Origin of the sequence: Phenylobacterium sp. (genome assembly GCF_041913825.1) — a bacterium.
Taxonomy (GTDB): domain Bacteria; phylum Pseudomonadota; class Alphaproteobacteria; order Caulobacterales; family Caulobacteraceae; genus Phenylobacterium.
Genome location: NZ_JAYSEO010000021.1, coordinates 75,154 through 92,836, shown reverse-complemented (window position 1 = coordinate 92,836; position 17,683 = coordinate 75,154). Strand labels below are relative to the sequence as shown.

Annotated in this window: 19 protein-coding genes; 7 read left to right on the top strand and 12 right to left on the bottom strand. The window is 70.9% G+C overall.

Annotation, left to right across the window (positions count from 1 at the left end; translation table 11 throughout):
* The 4 genes from ACE3Q8_RS17340 to ACE3Q8_RS17325 form a co-directional block, all read right to left on the bottom strand.
* A partial coding sequence (locus ACE3Q8_RS17340) for a proton-translocating transhydrogenase family protein (protein WP_374471549.1) occupies nucleotides 1-137 on the bottom strand: 137 nt, incomplete at its 3' end.
* Nucleotides 138-144: 7 nt separating this feature from the next.
* On the bottom strand, nucleotides 145-1,284 hold the full coding sequence (locus tag ACE3Q8_RS17335) for a Re/Si-specific NAD(P)(+) transhydrogenase subunit alpha (RefSeq protein ID WP_374471548.1): 1,140 nt from the start codon (nucleotides 1,282-1,284) through the stop codon (nucleotides 145-147).
* Nucleotides 1,285-1,395: 111 nt separating this feature from the next.
* Nucleotides 1,396-1,635 (bottom strand): aa3-type cytochrome c oxidase subunit IV, encoded by a 240-nt coding sequence (locus tag ACE3Q8_RS17330; protein WP_374471542.1) that lies wholly within the window; start codon nucleotides 1,633-1,635, stop codon nucleotides 1,396-1,398.
* Between the two features lie 69 nt (nucleotides 1,636-1,704).
* On the bottom strand, nucleotides 1,705-2,763 hold the full coding sequence (locus tag ACE3Q8_RS17325; protein ID WP_374471541.1) for an alpha/beta fold hydrolase: 1,059 nt from the start codon (nucleotides 2,761-2,763) through the stop codon (nucleotides 1,705-1,707).
* Nucleotides 2,764-2,878: 115 nt separating this feature from the next.
* Between ACE3Q8_RS17325 and ACE3Q8_RS17320 the strand changes: the two genes are divergently transcribed.
* The 3 genes from ACE3Q8_RS17320 to ACE3Q8_RS17310 all read left to right on the top strand — a co-directional run bounded on the left by ACE3Q8_RS17320 (nucleotide 2,879) and on the right by ACE3Q8_RS17310 (nucleotide 5,331).
* Complete coding sequence (locus ACE3Q8_RS17320) at nucleotides 2,879-4,366, top strand: amidohydrolase family protein (RefSeq protein WP_374471540.1); 1,488 nt, start codon at nucleotides 2,879-2,881, stop codon at nucleotides 4,364-4,366.
* Between the two features lie 67 nt (nucleotides 4,367-4,433).
* Nucleotides 4,434-4,688 carry a hypothetical protein gene (locus tag ACE3Q8_RS17315; protein ID WP_374471539.1) on the top strand — a complete coding sequence of 85 codons (255 nt, stop codon included), beginning with the start codon at nucleotides 4,434-4,436 and terminating at the stop codon, nucleotides 4,686-4,688.
* 88 nt (nucleotides 4,689-4,776) lie between these two features.
* Complete coding sequence (locus ACE3Q8_RS17310) at nucleotides 4,777-5,331, top strand: DUF882 domain-containing protein (RefSeq protein ID WP_374471538.1); 555 nt, start codon at nucleotides 4,777-4,779, stop codon at nucleotides 5,329-5,331.
* Between the two features lie 9 nt (nucleotides 5,332-5,340).
* Here ACE3Q8_RS17310 and ACE3Q8_RS17305 read toward each other — a convergent pair whose 3' ends face one another.
* The 4 genes from ACE3Q8_RS17305 to ACE3Q8_RS17290 all read right to left on the bottom strand — a co-directional run bounded on the left by ACE3Q8_RS17305 (nucleotide 5,341) and on the right by ACE3Q8_RS17290 (nucleotide 9,553).
* Nucleotides 5,341-5,673, bottom strand: coding sequence for a hypothetical protein (locus tag ACE3Q8_RS17305; RefSeq protein WP_374471537.1), 333 nt, complete (start codon nucleotides 5,671-5,673; stop codon nucleotides 5,341-5,343).
* A 6-nt stretch (nucleotides 5,674-5,679) separates the two neighbouring features.
* The gene (locus ACE3Q8_RS17300) at nucleotides 5,680-7,152 is read right to left on the bottom strand and encodes a murein L,D-transpeptidase (RefSeq protein WP_374471536.1); all 1,473 of its coding nucleotides are present in this window, start codon (nucleotides 7,150-7,152) and stop codon (nucleotides 5,680-5,682) included.
* A 114-nt stretch (nucleotides 7,153-7,266) separates the two neighbouring features.
* The gene (locus ACE3Q8_RS17295) at nucleotides 7,267-9,066 is read right to left on the bottom strand and encodes a M3 family oligoendopeptidase (RefSeq protein WP_374471547.1); all 1,800 of its coding nucleotides are present in this window, start codon (nucleotides 9,064-9,066) and stop codon (nucleotides 7,267-7,269) included.
* A 49-nt stretch (nucleotides 9,067-9,115) separates the two neighbouring features.
* Nucleotides 9,116-9,553 (bottom strand): Lrp/AsnC family transcriptional regulator, encoded by a 438-nt coding sequence (locus ACE3Q8_RS17290; protein ID WP_374471535.1) that lies wholly within the window; start codon nucleotides 9,551-9,553, stop codon nucleotides 9,116-9,118.
* A gap of 108 nt (nucleotides 9,554-9,661) precedes the next feature.
* Here ACE3Q8_RS17290 and ACE3Q8_RS17285 point away from each other — a divergent pair, with 108 nt between their 5' ends.
* Entirely contained in the window at nucleotides 9,662-10,534 is an 873-nt protein-coding gene (locus ACE3Q8_RS17285; protein ID WP_374471534.1) for a dimethylarginine dimethylaminohydrolase family protein, read from the top strand.
* Between the two features lie 8 nt (nucleotides 10,535-10,542).
* Nucleotides 10,543-11,763 carry an ornithine--oxo-acid transaminase gene (rocD, locus tag ACE3Q8_RS17280; RefSeq protein ID WP_374471533.1) on the top strand — a complete coding sequence of 407 codons (1,221 nt, stop codon included), beginning with the start codon at nucleotides 10,543-10,545 and terminating at the stop codon, nucleotides 11,761-11,763.
* Here rocD and ACE3Q8_RS17275 read toward each other — a convergent pair.
* On the bottom strand, nucleotides 11,760-13,883 hold the full coding sequence (locus tag ACE3Q8_RS17275) for a PQQ-dependent dehydrogenase, methanol/ethanol family (RefSeq protein WP_374471532.1): 2,124 nt from the start codon (nucleotides 13,881-13,883) through the stop codon (nucleotides 11,760-11,762). The genes rocD and ACE3Q8_RS17275 overlap by 4 nt on opposite strands.
* Before the next feature lie 103 nt (nucleotides 13,884-13,986).
* Nucleotides 13,987-14,607, bottom strand: coding sequence for a hypothetical protein (locus ACE3Q8_RS17270; protein ID WP_374471531.1), 621 nt, complete (start codon nucleotides 14,605-14,607; stop codon nucleotides 13,987-13,989).
* A gap of 151 nt (nucleotides 14,608-14,758) precedes the next feature.
* Between ACE3Q8_RS17270 and ACE3Q8_RS17265 the strand changes: the two genes are divergently transcribed.
* Nucleotides 14,759-15,412 carry a hypothetical protein gene (locus tag ACE3Q8_RS17265; protein ID WP_374471530.1) on the top strand — a complete coding sequence of 218 codons (654 nt, stop codon included), beginning with the start codon at nucleotides 14,759-14,761 and terminating at the stop codon, nucleotides 15,410-15,412.
* 119 nt (nucleotides 15,413-15,531) lie between these two features.
* Nucleotides 15,532-17,016 carry a sigma-54-dependent transcriptional regulator gene (locus tag ACE3Q8_RS17260; protein WP_374471529.1) on the top strand — a complete coding sequence of 495 codons (1,485 nt, stop codon included), beginning with the start codon at nucleotides 15,532-15,534 and terminating at the stop codon, nucleotides 17,014-17,016.
* Between the two features lie 3 nt (nucleotides 17,017-17,019).
* Here the strand turns inward: ACE3Q8_RS17260 and ACE3Q8_RS17255 are convergent, their stop codons facing one another.
* The gene (locus tag ACE3Q8_RS17255; protein WP_374471528.1) at nucleotides 17,020-17,349 is read right to left on the bottom strand and encodes a hypothetical protein; all 330 of its coding nucleotides are present in this window, start codon (nucleotides 17,347-17,349) and stop codon (nucleotides 17,020-17,022) included.
* The gene (locus tag ACE3Q8_RS17250; protein WP_041373665.1) at nucleotides 17,346-17,615 is read right to left on the bottom strand and encodes a DUF2312 domain-containing protein; all 270 of its coding nucleotides are present in this window, start codon (nucleotides 17,613-17,615) and stop codon (nucleotides 17,346-17,348) included. Before ACE3Q8_RS17250 ends, ACE3Q8_RS17255 begins: the two co-directional genes overlap by 4 nt.
* Between the last annotated feature and the right edge of the window lie 68 nt (nucleotides 17,616-17,683).

The window sequence follows — 17,683 nt, the reverse complement described above, 5'->3', positions numbered from 1 at the left end:
ACCGAGGAAATGGCGTTGGTGACGGCCATCAGCGGCGTGTGCAGCGCCGGCGTCACGCTCCAGACCACGTAGTAGCCCACGAAGATCGCCAGCACGAAGATGGCGAGCCGGAAGACGGTGGGATCGACGGCTTCCATGGGGTCCTCAGCTTGCGAGTTGCGGGTGGACGACCTTGCCGCCCTGGGTGACCAGAGCCGCCTTGAGGATCTCGTCCTCGAAGTCCGGCGCGAGCTGGCCTTCCTTGTTCAGCAGCAGGCCCGAGAAGGCGAGCAGGTTGCGGGCGTAGAGGGCCGAGGCGTCGGCGGCGATGCGGCCCGGCAGGTTGGGACGGCCGAGGATCTTCACCCCGTTCGCGGTCTCCGCCACCTCGCCCAGCTTCACGCCCTCGACGTTGCCGCCCTGCTCGACGGCCAGGTCGACGATCACCGAGCCGGGCTTCATCGACGCCACGTGGGCGGCGCTGACCAGCCGCGGGGCCGGGCGACCGGGAATCAGCGCCGTGGTGATGACGATGTCCTGCTTGGCGATATGACTGGCGACGAGCTCGGCCTGCTTGGCCTGATATTCCTGGCTCATCTCCTTGGCGTAGCCGCCGGCGGTCTGGGCGTTCTTGAACTCCTCGTCCTCGACGGCGAGGAACTTGGCGCCCAGGCTCTCCACCTGCTCCTTGGTGGCCGGGCGCACGTCCGTGGCGGTGACCACAGCACCCAGGCGCCGGGCGGTCGCGATCGCCTGCAGGCCGGCGACGCCCACCCCCATGACGAACACCTTGGCCGCGGCGACGGTGCCGGCGGCGGTCATCATCATCGGCATGGCCTTGCCGTAGGCCTCGGCGCCCTCGATCACCGCCCGATAGCCGGCGAGGTTCGCCTGAGACGACAGGGCGTCCATCACCTGGGCGCGGGTGATCCGCGGCACGAACTCCATGGCGAAGGCGGTGGCGCCCCTGGCCGCCAGGGCGTCGAGGGTCGCGCGGTCCTGGTGCGGATTGAGCAGGGCCACGACGATCGCGCCGGTCTTCAGGGCGGCGATCTCGTCGTCGGCGGGGGCGCGCACCTTGAACAGGATGTCGGCGGTCGCCAGCGCGCCCTTCAGGTCGTTCGCCAGCGTGGCGCCCGCAGCCTGGTATTCGGAATCGACGTAGGAGGCGGCCGTGCCGGCGCCGGCCTCGACCGTGACCGAGAACCCGGCCGCGATCAGCTTCTTCACCGTCTCGGGCGTGGCGGCGACGCGGGTCTCCCCCGCGCGTCGTTCCCTGGTGACGGCGATGACGGCCATCGAGATCCCCCCTCTTCGTTGGGCGGGACCATAGGCAGCGGACTCAGGGTCTGTCCAGCAAGCGGGAAACGCGGTTCCGGCAGTTGTTCGGACAGCGCCTCCAGCTTTGCTGAAAGCCTAGTGGGCCGCGTCGCCCTTGTTGCGCAGGAAGAACACGCCGGCGGCGATCAGGACCACGGCCGCGACCGTGGCGCCCAGGAAGCCCGCGTCCGTGCAGAACCACAGGCTCAGCCACAGGATCAGCGCCGCGACCGCCAGCGAGCCCCACTTGGTCATGCCCATGACCAGCGAGTAGGTCGCGGTCTGCTCGGAGATGTCCATCTCGCCGCGGTGGTAGTCGTGGGTGGCGTCGGCCATCGAAGGCGGTCTCTCTTACCTGAACAGAGGATCGGTCGTGGCGCGTGCTACACGAGACGGCGCGCCGGCTCAAGCCGACGGCGTGGTCGGCGGCCAGGTCGCGAGGATCGCGCGGATCGCCGCCACCAGGGCCAGCGGCTGGTCGATCATGATGTGGTGCTGGGAGTCGGGAATCTCGATCTCCAGCATGCCCTTCGGGAAGAACGAGGGCTCGCCGCTCTTGCGGCGCTCGATGATCCGCGACTGCGCGCCGTAGATGTGCACCATCGGCGTCGCGATGGCGGCGCCGAGCTGAGGGGTCATGCCCGTTCGGTCGAGCTTCTCCCACATGGTCGGGTCGAACCGCCAGGTCCAGCCCTCGCCCGAGCCGTCGGGCAGGGGCGCGCGCTTCAGCGAGCGACGGGCGATGAAGTCGGCGATGTAGGGGTTGCCGGCGGGCTGCGGCGGCATCAGGCGGAAGCGGGCCAGGGCGGCTTCCAGAGTGGGATACACACGGCTCGGCCGGTCGGCGGTTGGGATGTTGCGGATCTGCTCCATCCGCTTCTTGCGCTCGGCCTCCACCTCGGGCGGCGGACCGCCGAACCCGGTGTCCACCAGGATCGCCGCGCGCATGTTCTCGGGGTTGCGGGCCGCGGCGAAGAACACCTGGCCGCCGCCGAACGAGTGGCCGATGTAGACCGGCTTTACGCCGCCCTCGTAGAGCCCCGCGGCGCGGGCCACCGCCTCGGCGTCCTCGGCGAAGTCGCGGAAGGCGTAGCGCTCGCGCCAGTCCGACGCCCCCATCCCGGCCAGCGACATGGAGGCGACGCGATAGTCCGCGGCGAAGAACGGGGCGATGAAGCTCCACCAGTCGGCGTGCGCGGAGTTGCCGTGCACGAACAGCAGGCCGGGCTTGCCGCGCTCGCCCCAGGTAAGCACCTCCAGCTTGGAGCCGAGGCTCTCCACGAACCCGCGCTCGGGCTCCTGGGCTATGGCGTCCCGGAACCAGGCCGGCGACGGCGGCTCCGCGCCCTTGAAAGCCTCGAGCGGCGCGCGGACCTCCGGCGGCAGCCCGTCCGAGTGGAACGGCCGGTCGTCGTAGGTCTCCTTGTCGGCCGCCTTCGGCGCTCCGCCCGCCTCGTCCGCCATGCCATGTTCCCTGATGCCTGCCGCCGGGTCTAACGACCGTTTGAAAAATGGCAAGCCGCTGGCGCGGACGCGCGGGGTCGCTAAGCTCCGCCGCCTTCAGGGACGGAGACGGGCGATGATCAGGCGGACGGTGCTGGGCTGCGCGGCGGCGCTGGTGACCCTTTCCGGGGCCTGGGCCGCGCCGCCGGCCATCCTCGCGCCGCCGGCCAGGCCGGGGCCGGCCGTCCAGCCCTACGTCCGCGTCGAGGCCCCCGTGGTCGTGCTGCGCAACGTGCGGGTGATCGATGGGACCGGCGCGCCTGCTCAGGCCGGCCGCGCCATCGTCCTGCGCGAGGGCCGGATCGCCGAGGTCGGACCGGCCGGCCTGCGCGCGCCGAAGGGAGCGGTGGTGCTGGACCTCGCCGGCCATACCGTCCTGCCCGGCCTCGTCGGCCTGCACGACCACATGTACTACATCGCCCGACCGAACCTGGACGCGCACGGCCATTCCGAGCCGCCGCTGGTCGTTCCGCAGATGACCTTCTCGTCGCCCAGGCTCTACCTCGCGGCCGGCGTGACCACCATCCGCACCACAGGCAGCGTCGAGACCTACGCCGACCTCAACGTGAAGCGGCAGATCGACGAGGGCGCGCTGCCCGGCCCGCACATGGACGTGACCGGGCCCTACCTGGAAGGGCCGAACAGCCCCTTCATCCAGATGCACCAGCTCAGGGACGACGAGGACGCCCGCCGCACGGTGGCGTTCTGGGCCGACCAGGGGGTGACCTCGTTCAAGGCCTACATGAACATCACCCGCAGCCAGCTCGGGGCCGCCATCGAGGAGGCCCACCGCCGCGGGCTGAAGGTCACCGGCCACCTGTGCTCGGTGACCTATCCGGAGGCCGCCGAACTCGGCATCGACAACCTGGAGCACGGCTTCTTCGTCAACACCCAGCTCGATCCCGGCAAGCAGCCGGACGTCTGCCCGCGGACGGTGGGCAATCCCACCCTGCTGGCCATGGATCCCGACGGGCCCGAGGCCGCGGCGCTGATCCGGCTGCTGGTGGAGCGCAAGGTGGCGGTGACCTCCACCCTGCCGGTGTTCGAACAGCGGGTGCCCGGCCACGCGCCGCTGAACGCCAAGGCCATGGCCGTCCTGACCCCGCAGGCGCGGGAGGCCTACCTCTACGCCCGGAACCTCACCAACACCGCGCCGGCGGATCGCGCCGCCGAGAGCCGCCGCGCCTTCGCCAACGCGCTCGCCATGGAGCGCCGGTTCGTGGCCGCCGGCGGCCTGCTGATGGCCGGCCCGGACCCGACCGGCAACGGCGGCGTGATCCCCGGCTTCGGCAACCACCGGAACGTCGAGCTGCTGGTGGAGGCGGGCTTCACGCCCGAGGAGGCGATCCGTATCGCCACGCTCAACGGCGCCACCTACCTGGGCCTGGCCGACCGCATCGGCTCCATTGCGCCCGGCAAGAACGCCGACCTCCTGGTGGTGAAGGGCGACCCCACCCGCAACATCGCCGACATCGGCCAGGTGGAGATGGTCTTCAAGGACGGGATCGGCTTCGACGCGGCAAGGCTGCTGGAGTCGGTGGAGGGGCGCTACGGCCAGTACTGAGCGGCCACGGCGCCGCTGAATGGATCGGGGATATCGGGGCGTTGGGTCTCTCGTGATGCAGAGACCGATGCGAAGCCCCCGCCCCGCCCAGCCGGCCCGCCGTCCGGACCCGCGGCCGCCCGGCCGGCCCGAGATCCGTCGCCCCGAGCCGCGGCCGATGCCCCGGTTCGAGCTCCGCCAGCCCCGCCGCCGCAGCCTGAGGCGCAACGTCCGAAGCTGGCGCTATCACAACCGCGAAGCGCTGTTCGGCTGGACCGCCGGCATGATCGCGCTGCTGCTGGTCGGGGCCCTGCTTTTCCTGGCCGCATCCCTGATCGCCTGAGGCGGCTTGTCGCAGCAACCTCTTGTTCAGCTTGCCATCCTAGGCTGTCACGTCGACTTTCGACGTCTGTTTCGTCGGGGTTACGTGCATGCAGACGATCATCGGGCGCCGCGAGGCCCTGCGCCTGGGCGGCGCGGCCGCGCTTTCCACCCTCTCGCTGCCCGCCTGGGCGAGCACGCTGTCGCCCCAGGCTCCGCGCCGGGCGATCCTGCACAACCTGCACACGGGCGATAAGCTCAACGCCGTCTATTTCGAGAACGGCCGCTATGTGCCGGACGCCCTGGCCGAGGCCATGCGGGTGCTGCGCGACTGGCGCACCGGCGAGGAGAAGATGATGGAGCCGGCGCTGTTCGATGCGCTGCACGCCATCCGCACCCGGCTCGAGACCGACCGGCCCTACCAGATCATCTCCGGCTACCGCTCGCCGAAGACCAACGCCATGCTGCACGCCCGCAGCAGCGGCGTCGCCTCGCAAAGCCAGCACACGCTGGGCAAGGCGGTGGACGTCCGCATCGACGGCGTCCAGCTCGCCCACCTGCACAAGGCCGCGCTCGACCTGGCTGCGGGCGGGGTCGGCTACTATCCGCAGTCCAACTTCGTCCACGTGGACACCGGCCGCGTCCGCCGCTGGCAGGGCGCCTAGGCTCTCACCTCACGACTGCGGCGTCGGCTCGCGGGCCGGCTCCGGCGGCGCGGCCTCGACGGGCTGCTCCTCCTCCACCGGCTCGCGCGTGGTCATGCCGACCGCGGCGGCGTCCTCGGCCACCTGGTCGTCGATCGGCGGCGGCGGCGGGCCCGGCGGCTCCGGCGTGACCGCGGCGGCAGGCGCCGCGGCGGCCTCGGCGGCGGGCGCCACGGGCTGCTCCACCGGGACCGGCGGAGGCGGGGCCTTGGGCTCGGAGGTGAAGCGCACGCCCCGGCTGATCGCCAGCGCGGCCAGCAGCACCGCGCAGGCCACGGCGATCCACAGCACGATCCTCAGCATCTCGCGTCAGGCCTCCTGGGCGGGCGTCTTCGCCGGCGCCAGCACGCCTACCCGCCGAAGCAGGTCCCGGTCCCAGTCGTAGGGGTCCGTCCGGAAGTGCATCTGGCCGTCGGCGGCGGCGAACGCCGTCCAGTAGAGGATGTAGACCGGCACCTGCGCCGGCAAGCGGGCGCGCACGGTCTTGCCGCTGTCCAGCGTCGCGGCGATCTGCTCGGGCGTCCACTGCGGGTCGCCCGCCAGCAGGGCCTCGGCCAGCTCCCGGGGCTTCTCCACCCGCACGCAGCCGTGGCTGGCCTGGCGGGAGAAGCGCTCGAAAGTCGCCTTGGTCGGCGTGTCGTGAAGGTAGACGGCGAAGGGGTTGTCGAAGTCGAACTTGTAGCGGCCGAGCGCGCTCTGCTCGGAGCGCTGCTGCAGGCGCTTGGACCCGTCGTCGTTGGTGATCACCCGGAACCCGTTGCGCGACAGATAGCCGGGGTTGGCCCGCTCCTTCGGCCACAGCTCCTCGTTGGCGATCCGGGTGGGCACGTTCCACGGCGGGTTCAGCACCACGCTGTGCATGGCCGAGGCCAGCATCGGGGTCTCGTCGCCGGGCTTGCCGGAGACGGCCTTCATGGAGAGCACCGGGCGGTCGTCGCGGAACAGGGTGACGATGGCCGCGCCGGAGTTCACCTGCACGCGGGTCGCCGGCATCTCGCGCGGCATCCAGCGCCAGCGCTCCATGTTGGCGATGATCTGCAGCACGCGCTGGCCCACCGGCTGGTTCAGCATTCTCAGCGTGCCGGCGCCCACCACGCCGTCGGGCTCGAAGCCGAAGCGGCGCTGGGCGCGCTGCACGGCGCCGTGCAGCTCGGCGTCGAACGCCGTCCCGCCGGAGGCCTTCACCAGCGGGTCCTCCACCGCCAGGCGGGCGCGGAGCGCGACCACCCGCGGATCGTCCATCCCGAGCTTCAGCGGCGGCCCCTCGGGGATGGGCTTCCAGCCGCCGTCGGCGGCGATCTGCCGGTACTTGGCGAGCCCGCGCTTCAGCGCCGCGTAGCCCGAATAGGGCGGCGGCAGGCTGTCCAGCCAGGGCTTGAGTCGGTCGGCGGCCAGCGCCTGGGCGAGCTCCGGCGAGGGATCATAGGCCTCGGGCCGCAGCCGCCAGTTGGACGGGAAGTCGCCCTCCTCCATCCGACCGATGCGTACGTCGCGGGCGTAGCGGAGCAGGCCCTCGGTCAGGGCGCGCGTGTCCGCCGGGTCCGCCGGCAGGTAGTCCCGGGTCTGCAGGCCCTGCGCGTCCGCGGTCCGCAGCACCGCCAGCGCGGTCTCCGCCTGGGCCGGCGTCAGCGGCGGGATCGGCGGCCGCAACGGCGCGGGAACCGGGGCGACGGGCGCGGCGGGCTCCTGGGCGTGCAGCGCCGCGCCGCCGAGCATCAGGGGCAGGACACAGGCGGCGGCGGCCATCCGAACCTGCGCGCGCCGCTTCGAACTCACAGTCATACTCCGGGACACCTCAGCTTCGCCCTCGGTCCCCCGAACGCGCGAACACGGCTTTTCGTGGCATTCCGGACGCTTAGCCTTGATCGACATCATGTGGAAAACCCGTGCAGGCCGTCACTTCTTCGGCGCGAGGGTCTCGAATTCGTCGACCAGCCGCTCGATCTGCTTCATGCCGGCGGCCCAGAAGGCCTTCTCCCGCGGGTTGAGGCCGAACGGCGCCAGGGCCTCCACGTAGGTCTTGGTCCCGCCGGCCGCGAGCAAAGCCTCGTAGAGCGGCGCGAAGCCCTGCGGATCCTCGCGCCGCTTCTCCATCAGGGCGCGGACCAGCAGGTCGCCGAACGCATAGGCGTAGACGTAGAACGGCGCGTGCACGAAGTGGCTGATGTAGGCCCAGTAGTGCTCGTAGCCGCGGGTCAGCCGGATGGCCGGGCCCAGGCTCTCGCCCATCACCTCCAGCCACAGGCCACCGATCTCCTGCGGCGACAGCTCGCCCGCCTGGCGGGCGGCATGGAAGCGGGTTTCGAAGCGGTGGAAGGCGATTTGGCGGACCACCGTGTTCAGCGCGTCCTCGATCTTGCCCGCCAGCAGGCCGCGCTTCTCGTCGGGCGAGGCGCTGGCCAGCAGGCGCTCGAACACCAGGCCCTCGCCGAAGATCGAGGCGGTCTCGGCGAGCGTCAGCGGCGTGTCGGCCAGCAGGGTGCCCAACGGCGCGCACAGGGTCTGGTGCACCGCGTGCCCGAGCTCGTGCGCCAGGGTCAGCACGTCCCGCCGCTCGCCCATGTAGTTCATGAACACATAGGGGTGCCGCTCGGAGTTCACCGGGTGCGAGTAGGCGCCCGACTGCTTGCCGGCGCGCGGGCGCGCGTCGATCCAGGGCTGGTTGAAGAACACCTGGGCGGTGTCGGCGAACTTGGGGGCCAGGTCCTGGAAGCTCTCCAGAACCAGGGCCTTGGCGTCGTCCCAGCCGTAGGCGCGCGGCGGCGCCGTATCGAGCGGCGCGTTCCGGTCCCAGTGGTCCAGGGCCTCGCGGCCCATCACCCTGGCCTTCAGGCGGTAATAGCGGTGGCTGACGCGCTCGTAGGACTCCACCACCGCCTCCTCCAGGGCGGCGACGGCGTCGGCGTCCACCTCGTTCGCCAGGTGTCGGGCGGCGGCCGGATCCGGGTGCTTCCGCCAGCGGTCCTCCACCTGCTTCTCGAAGGCGAGCGTGTTCAGGCAGAGCGCCAGGGTCGGCGCCCGCTCGCCAAGCGCCTTGGCGAGGGCCATGGCGGCGTTCTTGCGCTGCGTCGGGTCGGGGCTGGAGAGCCGGTTCAGCAGCTCCGGCAGGGTCAGCGTCTCCTTGCCCACGCGGGCGGTGAGCCGGGCCAGCGTCTCGTCGGACAGACGGCTCCAGTTGGCCACCGCCGGCGCCCTGTCCACGAGCATCCGCTCCAGGTCGGGCGTGAGCTCGTGCGGCCGCGAGAGCCGGACCCGGCGCACCCAGGGCCGCCAGCGGGCGGCCGGGGCGTGCGCGCCGAGCGCGGCCTCGATCTCGGCGTCCTCGAGCTGGTTGATCTCCAGCGTGAAGAACAGGCTCTCGGCGGCGATCTGCGACGAGCGGGTCCGCAGGTCCGCCTCGAACTTCGACCAGGCCGGATCGTCGCGCGCGGTCGACGCGGCGAGGGAAGCGTAGGCGCCGACGCCCCAGAGCGCGTTCGTCGCCTCTTCGTAGAGGCCCACGCCCCGATCCAGCAGCTCGCCCAGCCGCGCGGGCTCACCGCGGGCGGCCACGAACTGGCCCTTCAGCGCCACCAGCGCGTCGTTGGCCGCCTTGGCGCGGTCGAGGTCGGTCTCGATCCGCGGGTCGTTGCGGTCAGCGTAGAGGTCGTCGAGCCGCCACTGCGGCAGGGTGTCGGGCTTCACGGGGGCGTTCATAGGGACGATGTAGTCCATCCGTCCCCGCAGCGGGAGGCGCCCTTCCCCTTCAGAACTTCTGTGTCGCCAGCAGGATCGAGGTCTCGGTCGAGGCGATACCCTCGATGGTCCGTATCCGGTCGAGGGTGTCGCTGAACTCGCGCAGGGTCTCGGTGTCGAGCTCGGCGATGAGGTCCCAGCGGCCGTTGGTGGTGTGCACCTTGTCGACGGTCGGCAGGCCACGGAGGGCCTTCACCACCGCGCCGGAGCGCTCGCCCTCCACCGCGATGCACATGATGGCCCGGACCCGCGAGCCCTCCAGCTCCGGGCGCGTGCGGATGGTGAAGCCCTGGATGACCCCACGCGCCAGCAGCCGGTCGATCCGGTTCTGCGCCGTACCACGCGAGACCTTCAGCCGGGCCGCCAGCGCCGAGGCCGGCATGCGGGAATCGGCGCGCAGCAGGGCGATCAATCGCCGGTCCAGCTCGTCAAGCACTTCGACAACCATGTCTGGCCTTTCGCCAGAACGTCTGACGAAGAGTAGCATCTTGTACGCTTTTCGCTAGCGCGACCGTGAGCGACGCTTTCGCCTCAGGACAACCACACGAGGGGTACGATGGCGCTGTTCCTGATGACGGACCCGGCCCACTACGAGGTCTGCTACCAGATCAATCCCTGGATGAAGCCGGCCACCTGGCGCGACGAGCGGGACGCCTGCCTTGCGGCCGCCAAGGCCGCCTCCCGCGAGCTGAAGGCGGCGCTGAAGGCCTGCGGCGCGCAGGTGGAGACGGTGGAGGCCGCCCGCGGCCTGCCCGACCTGGTGTTCCCCGCCAACGCCGCCGTGGTGCTGGACGGCAAGGTCCTGCTGGCCCGCTTCCGCCACCCCGAGCGCCAGGGCGAGGAGGCGATCTTCCGCTCGGCCTTCTGCAAGCTGAAGTCCCGCGGCCTCGTCCAGGAAGTGATGGACCTGCCTGAGGGCCTGTTCCACGAAGGTGCGGGCGACGCGATCTGGGACCTGGGCCGGCAGCTCTTCTGGGCCGGCTACGGGCCGCGCTCCAGCCGCGGCGCCTTGGCCGTGCTGCAGGGCTTTTTCGGCCACGAGGTGGTCCCGCTGCAGCTCGCGTCCGAGCGCTACTACCACCTGGACACCTGCTTCTGCCCGCTCTCCGGCGGCGAGGTGCTCTACTACCCGCCCGCTTTCACCGAGGAGTCGCTGGCCGCCATTCGCGCCCGGGTGCCCGAGTCCCTGCGGATCGAGGCGACCGACGAGGACGCCGCGGCCTTCTGCGTCAACGCCGTCAACCTCGACCGGCGGATCGTCATGGCCAAGGCGCCCGCGGCGCTGCGCGCCCGGCTGGAGGCCCGCGGCTACGAGCTGGTGGAAGTGGACCTCTCGCCCTTCATCCTGTCCGGCGGGGCCGCCTACTGCATGACGCTGCGCCTCGACCGCACCAGCGCGCCCGCCACCACCGTCCTCGCCGCCGAATAGGTGACGCCATGAACGACATCACGCTCGCCCGCTCGCTCGCCGCCGACCTGATCGCCACCGAGGCGCGCTACGGCGCGAAGAACTACAAGCCGCTCGACGTGGTCCTGACCCGCGGCGAGGGCGTCTACGTCTGGGACGTCGACGGCAACCGGTACATGGACTGCCTGTCGGCCTATTCAGCCGTGAACCAGGGCCACTGCCATCCGAAGATCCTGGAGGCCATGGTCGCGCAGGCCTCGCGGCTGACGCTCACCTCGCGCGCCTTCCGCAACGACCAGCTCGCGCCCTTCTACGAGGAGCTCTGCGCGCTCACCAACTCACACAAGGCCCTGCCGATGAACTCGGGCGCCGAGGCGGTGGAGAGCGCCATCAAGGTGGCCCGCAAGTGGGGCTACGAGGTGAAGGGCGTGCCGGCCGGCCAGGCCGAGATCGTCGTCGCCTCCGAGAACTTCCACGGCCGCACCGTGGCCATCGTCGGCTTTTCCACCGACCCCGCGTCGCGCGGCGGCTTCGGCCCCTTCGCGCCGGGCTTCAAGGTGGTGCCGTTCGGCGACACCCCGGCGCTCGAGCAGGCGATCACGCCCAACACCGTGGCCTTCCTGGTGGAGCCGATCCAGGGCGAGGCCGGGGTGATCATCCCGCCGGCCGGCTACCTGAAGCGGGCGCGCGAGCTCTGCACCCGGCACAACGTCATCCTGATCCTCGACGAGATCCAGACCGGCCTCGGCCGGACCGGCAAGCTGCTGGCCGAGGCGCACGAGGGGATCGAGGCGGACCTGACCCTGATCGGCAAGGCGCTGTCCGGCGGCTTCTACCCGGTCTCGGCCGTGCTCTCGAACTCCGAGGTCATGGGCGTGCTGCACCCGGGCGAGCACGGCTCGACCTTCGGCGGCAACCCTCTGGCCTGCGCCGTCGCCCGCGCCGCGCTCAAGGTGCTGGTGGAGGAAGGCATGATCGAGAACTCCGCGCGCATGGGCGAGCGCCTGCTGGCCTCGCTTCAGGCGGTGCGCACGCCCGGCGTGAAGGACGTCCGCGGCCGCGGCCTGATGCTGGCCGTGGAACTGCATCCCGACGCGGGCGGCGCGCGCCGGGTCTGCGAGGCGCTCCAGGCCCGCGGCCTACTGGCCAAGGAGACCCACGAGCACACCATCCGCATCGCCCCGCCCCTGATCCTCACCGAGGCTCAGGCCGACTGGATCGCCGACCGGTTCGCGGCGGTCCTGCCCTAGGTTCCCGGAGACGGAGCCCTCGCACCCTGCGCGGTGTCGGCCGGGGAGCCCTTGGCCTGGGAGATGACGAAGGCGCGGACGTCCTCGGCGTCCTGCGGGGTCAGGAAGCGGGCGAAGCTCGCCATGCCGCGCGGGGCGAGCGCCCCGTCGATGACCACGCTCTTCCAGTTCTCCGGCGTCGTCAGCATCTGCGAGGCGCGCAGATTGGGCAGCCAGGAGCCTTCGGCGTTGGGCCCGTGGCAGACCTGGCAGTGCTGGTGGAACACCGCAAAGCCGTGCTGCACGTCGCCGGTGGAGCTGACGTTCGTCAGGTCGATGGTCGGCTCCTCCACCTTCGGGAACGCCGGGGCCACGGCCTTGCCGCCCAGCTTGAAGACCAGCAGCCGGCCAGGCAGGCGGGGGCGCTTGGGCATGAACCCCGGCGCGGAGATCTGGCCGCCCCCGCCAGCGCCGACCATCACCGCCACGTACTGCTCGCCGTCGAGCTGGTAGGTCATCGGCGCGGCGATGATCCCGTTGCCCGCCTCGTGGCTCCACAGCTTCGCGCCCTTGGCCGCGTCGTAGGCCACGAACTGCCCCTGGGCGGCGCCCTGGAACACTAGGCCGCCGGCGGTGGCCAGCACGCCGGCGTTCCAGAAGTAGGGGTGCTCGACGCTCCAGACCGCCTTCTGCTGCACCGGGTCCCAGGCCACCAGGGCCCCGCGGATCATCGAGGCCACCGCCTTCTGGGTGGCGGCGTCGGTGGGCAGCGCATTCGCCAGGAAGTCGACGCCGACGTTCCAGGCGCCCGGCTTGTACGAGAAGCCCCGGTCGTCGGTGTAGGCGAACGGCGTCACGTTGGTGGGGATGTAGACCAGGCCCGTCTTCGGACTGAACGCCATCGGCTGCCAGTTGTGCGCGCCGAGCGGCCCCGGAAGGGCGAGCGCGGGGCCGGAGCCGTAGCGGGCGTTGGGGGCCTCGATGGGACGGCCGCTCTTCAGGTCCACGCCGGTGGCCCAGGTGATGTTGGTGTAGTTCTTGGCCGACAGGAGCTGACCCGTCGCCCGGTCGATGACGTAGAAGAAGCCGTTCTTCGGCGCCTGCATCAGCACCTTGCGGGGCTGGCCGCCGACGTTCAGGTCGGCCAGCATGATGTGCTGGGTGGCCGTGTAGTCCCAGCTCTCGCCCGGTGTCGTCTGGTAGTGCCAGACGTACTCGCCGGTGTCGGGCTTCAGCGCCAGGATCGACGAGAGGAAGAGGTTGTCGCCCTTGCCGCCGGAGCGGCGCTGGTGGTTCCAGGGCGTGCCGTTGCCGATGCCGATGTAGACGATGTCGAGCGCAGGATCGTAGGCGATGGAATCCCAAGCCGTGCCGCCGCCGCCGGTGCGTTTCCACTCCCCGTCGCCCCAGGTCGCCGCCGCCTTCTCGGCCATCACCTTGTCGGAGGCCGCGCCATCCTTCGCGCCCGTGGGATTGGGCGTGGTGTAGAACCGCCACATCAGCTCGCCGGAGTCGGTGTCGTAGGCGGAGATGTAGCCGCGCACCCCGTACTCCGCGCCGCCATTGCCGATGAGCACCTTGTCCTTGATGACCCGCGGCGCGCCGGTGATCGTGTAGGGTTTGGAGGTGTCGGTGGTCTGCACGCTCCAGACGGGCTGCCCGGTCTTGGCGTCCAGCGCGATCAGCCGCCCGTCGATGGTCCCGAGGTAGACGCGGCCCTTCCAGACGGCGACGCCGCGATTGACGACGTCGCAGCAGGCGTTGAAGCCCTTCGCCCCCTCGACCTTCGGATCGAACGCCCAGAGCGCCTTGCCGGTCCGCGCATCGAAGGCGTAGGCCTTGGACCAGGCGGTGGTGGTGTAGAGCACGCCGTCGACCATCAGGGGCGTCGCCTCCTGACCACGGTCGGTGTCGAACTGGGCGTACCAGGCGAGGCCGAGCTGGCCGACGTTGCCGGCGTTGACCTGGTCGAGCGGACTGAACCGCTGCTCGGAATAGCCCTTGCCGTAGGTGAGCCACTCGGCGTTGGCGTCGGCCGCGGCGATGCGCGCGCCGTCCACATGGCCGGCTTCCGGAGCCCTCTGGCAGGCCGCCAGCGTGATCGCGAGCGCCAGCCCCGCCGCAACGGTGATGATCCTCATGTCGCCTCCCCGTGGCCTTTGGCGGCCTTGGGACGACGTTAGGCCCGGACAGCGAGGCCGGGCAAGCCGGCCCCCACGTCAAGCGTGGGGGCCGGATCGCGGCCTAGTAGCGGCGGTTGTTGTAGCCGTAGCGGTCGCCGTCGCTCCGCTCCCAACGGATGCGGGCGGCGAGCTGGTCGAACCGGCGGTCCAGCTCGGCCATCTCCTGCGGGCTGTAGCCGCCGCGGCGGAAGCGCATGTCCATCCGCAGCACGTCGTTGAACTCGGCGCGCAGGCGGGCGGCCTCGGCGCCGGTCAGTTGGCCGTTCCGCAGGCCCTGCTCGATGCGGCGGTCGAGCTGCGCCTTGCGGCGCTCCACCGGCACCCAGCTCCCCGAGTTGTCGGTCCAGCCGCGGCCGCCGAACCAGCCCATCTCGCCGTCGCGCCGGTTGTCGCGGACGCGCATGGTCAGCATGTCGAACCGCCGGTCTAGGTCCTGGCGCTCCCAGGCGCTCAGGCCGCCGGCCCGGTAGCGGCCCTCGAGGTTGGTCAGGTCGCGGAACTCGGCGCGCAGGGACATCGCCTCGGAGCGCGACAGCTCGCCGGTGCGCACGCCCGCGTCGATGCGGTCGTCGAGCCGCGCCTGCCGCTCGTTGATGGACATCCAGGGCTGCGCCGTCGCCGCGCCGGCGCCCAGCGCCAGGACCGCGCCGGCCATCAGCGCCAGCCGGAATTGCTTCGTCATCGGGTCTCTCCTTCTCGTGTCGATCCCCGGACCGCCAACCCCTGGCGGCTGTCACAACTCGCAAGGCGCAGATTTGGTTCGCCTTTGTTGAAGCCCGGCCGTGAACCCGGCGGCGCTTTGCGGTGTTTAGGGTCGTCCGAGGATGGAGACCTTGAAGGTGATGACCCGGCTGAACGTCCCCCTGGTGGCGGCCCTGATGGCCGGCGCGGCCCTGGCCGCTGGGCCCGCGTCCGCCGAGATCAACCCCGGCCAGCAGGAGGGCCTGGGCCTCACCGCCCGCAACGTGCCCGACCTGCTCAAGAAGGCCCAGACCGACCCCTACACCGCGACCACCTGCGAGGCCGCCTACCAGGAGGTGGCCCAGCTCGACCAGATTCTCGGCCCCGACGCCGACGAGCCCGAGGCCGAGAAGAGCCAGGCCGGCAACCTCCTGATGAAGGGCGCGCGCAGCCTGATCCCCTACCGCGAGGTGTTCCGGATGGTCACCGGCGTGGACCGCAAGGAGCGCGAGCTCGCCGAGGCCGCCATGGCCGGCTGGGCGCGGCGCGGCTACCTGAAGGGCTATCTTCGCGACCAGTGCTCCGGCAACCACACGATCGCCTCGGCCGAGCCGGCCGCCCAGCCCGCAGCGGCCGTCGCGCCGGCGCCGGAGCCGGCCGTGGCGCCGACCGTGCAGCAGGTCAGCGGAGCGGACGTGGCGGATGTGGGCGCCGGGCCGGCGGATACGGCCCTGGTCGCCGAGGGTTCGCCGGCGGCTGAGAGCACCGCGACCCTGGCCGCGGCGCAAGCCGAAGTTAACCCCTAGCGTTAACCCCTGATTCGGGTCTCCGAAACTCGGCCTTTACCGCCTGCCTGTATCAATTCGGGTCAGAAACAAGCGTCGTCCAGAAGAGACGAGCATCCGATCCAGGTGGGTACTCTCCTATGTCCAAGACGGTTCTCGTCGTCGATGACGACCCGACGCAACGTCGGCTGATCCAGGCGGTCCTGGAGCGCGAAGGCTTCGCGGTCGTCCATGCCGAAAGCGGCGACGACGCCCTGTCCAAGCTGGGCGCCGGGGCCAAGGCCGACGTCGTGCTGCTGGACCTGGTGATGCCCGGCATCTCCGGCCAGGACACCCTGGCCGAGATGCGCGCGCGCGGCTTCAACCAGCCGGTCATCGTGGTCACCGCCACCGGCGGGATCGACACCGTCGTCTCGGCCATGCAGGCCGGCGCCGTCGACTTCTTCGTCAAGCCCGCCGCTCCCGAGCGGATCATTGTTTCGATCCGCAACGCGCTCTCCATGGGCGCGCTGAAGGGCGAGGTGGACCGGCTGAAGAAGCACGCCAACGGCCGCACCACCTTCGACGACCTGATCGGCGCCTCGCCGGCCATGACCATGGTCAAGCGCCTGGGCGAGCGGGCGGCGAAGTCCGGCATCCCGGTGCTGATCACCGGCGAGAGCGGGGTCGGCAAGGAGGTCATCGCCCGCGCGGTGCACGGCTCGTCCGACCGCGCCGGCAAGCCGTTCGTGGCCGTGAACTGCGGCGCCATCCCCGAGAACCTCGTGGAGTCGATCCTGTTCGGCCACGAGAAGGGCAGCTTCACGGGCGCCACCGACAAGCACCTTGGCAAGTTCCAGGAAGCCAACGGCGGCACCCTCTTCCTCGACGAGGTGGGCGAGCTGCCGCTCGACATCCAGGTCAAGCTGCTCCGCGCGCTGCAGGAAAGCGAAATCGATCCGATCGGCTCGAAGCGCTCGATCAAGGTCGACGTGCGGATCGTCTCGGCCACCAACCGCGACCTCTCGCAGGCAGTCGCCGAGGGGCGGTTCCGCGAGGACCTGTTCTACCGGCTGAACGTCTATCCGATCGAGGCCCCGGCGCTCCGCGAGCGCAAGGAGGACATCCCGGCGCTCGTCGACGCCTTCGTGCGCCGGTTCAACGTCGAGGAAGGCAAGTCCGTGGTGGGCGCCGCGCCCGAGACCATGGCCTTCCTCACTTCCTACGACTGGCCCGGCAACGTTCGTCAGCTCGAGAACGCGGTCTATCGCGCCATCGTGCTCGCCGACGCGCCCTACCTCGCCCCGCACGACTTCCCGGCGATCTCCGGCGTCGCCGCCCCGCCCCCCGAAGCCGCGGCCACGGTGCAGCCGGTGGCCACCGCCATGCCGCAGCCGCTCCCCACCGCCCAGCAGCTCATGGCCGAAATGCCGAAGGACGCGCCGGTCCGCATCCTCGACGAGCGCGGCCACCTGCGGACCCTGGAGGAGATCGAGCGCGACCTCATCCAGCTCGCCATCGGCATCTACGCCGGCCACATGAGCGAGGTGGCCCGCCGCCTCGGCATCGGGCGCTCGACGCTCTACAGGAAGGTCAAGGAACAGGGCCTCGAGGACGTCGTCGAGCAGGTGGCGGCGCAGGGCTGACGGCTATTCGTCCGCCTTGGGCTTCCGGCGGAAGCCCTTGCCGCGGGACATGGGCTTCTTCTCGCCCTTGGCCTTGGCGGCGATCTCCTTGAGCTTGACGGTCTGCATGACCGAGAGCGCCTCGCCGCGGGCGCCCTTCTCCGGGTCGCCGAACGCGCGGCCGTAGGTCTTCACGCGCTCGGTGACGCTGCCGAGGAATTCGCCCTCCCAGTCGGAGAGCTCGACGCCCGCCTTATCGGCGGTCCGGCGGGCGCGTTTGAGGGCGTTGAGGGCGGCGCGCTTGGCGGCCGCCCGCTGCGCCTCGAAGGGCGAAGGTGGCGCCTTCTTCCTCAAATCTCTCCGATCGCCGAGAGGTAGAGGTCGAGGATGGCCTCTTCCTCCTGCCGCTTGGCGCGGTCCTGCTTCCGGATGCGGATCACCTTGTTGATGATCTTCACGTCGAAGCCGTTCCCCTTGGCCTCGGCCTTCACTTCCTTGATCTGCTCGGAGATCTCCGCCTTCTCCTGCTCGAGGCGCTCGATACGCTCGATGATGCTCTTGAGCTGGCCCTGGGCCGTGGCGTTCAGAACGTCGGAGTGGGCGGAAGCGTCGTCGGCCATGGTTCAGCTCTACAGAAGTCGGGGGTTGCCGGAAAGCGGCGGAACCTAGCGGCCTCACCTGCCCCTGT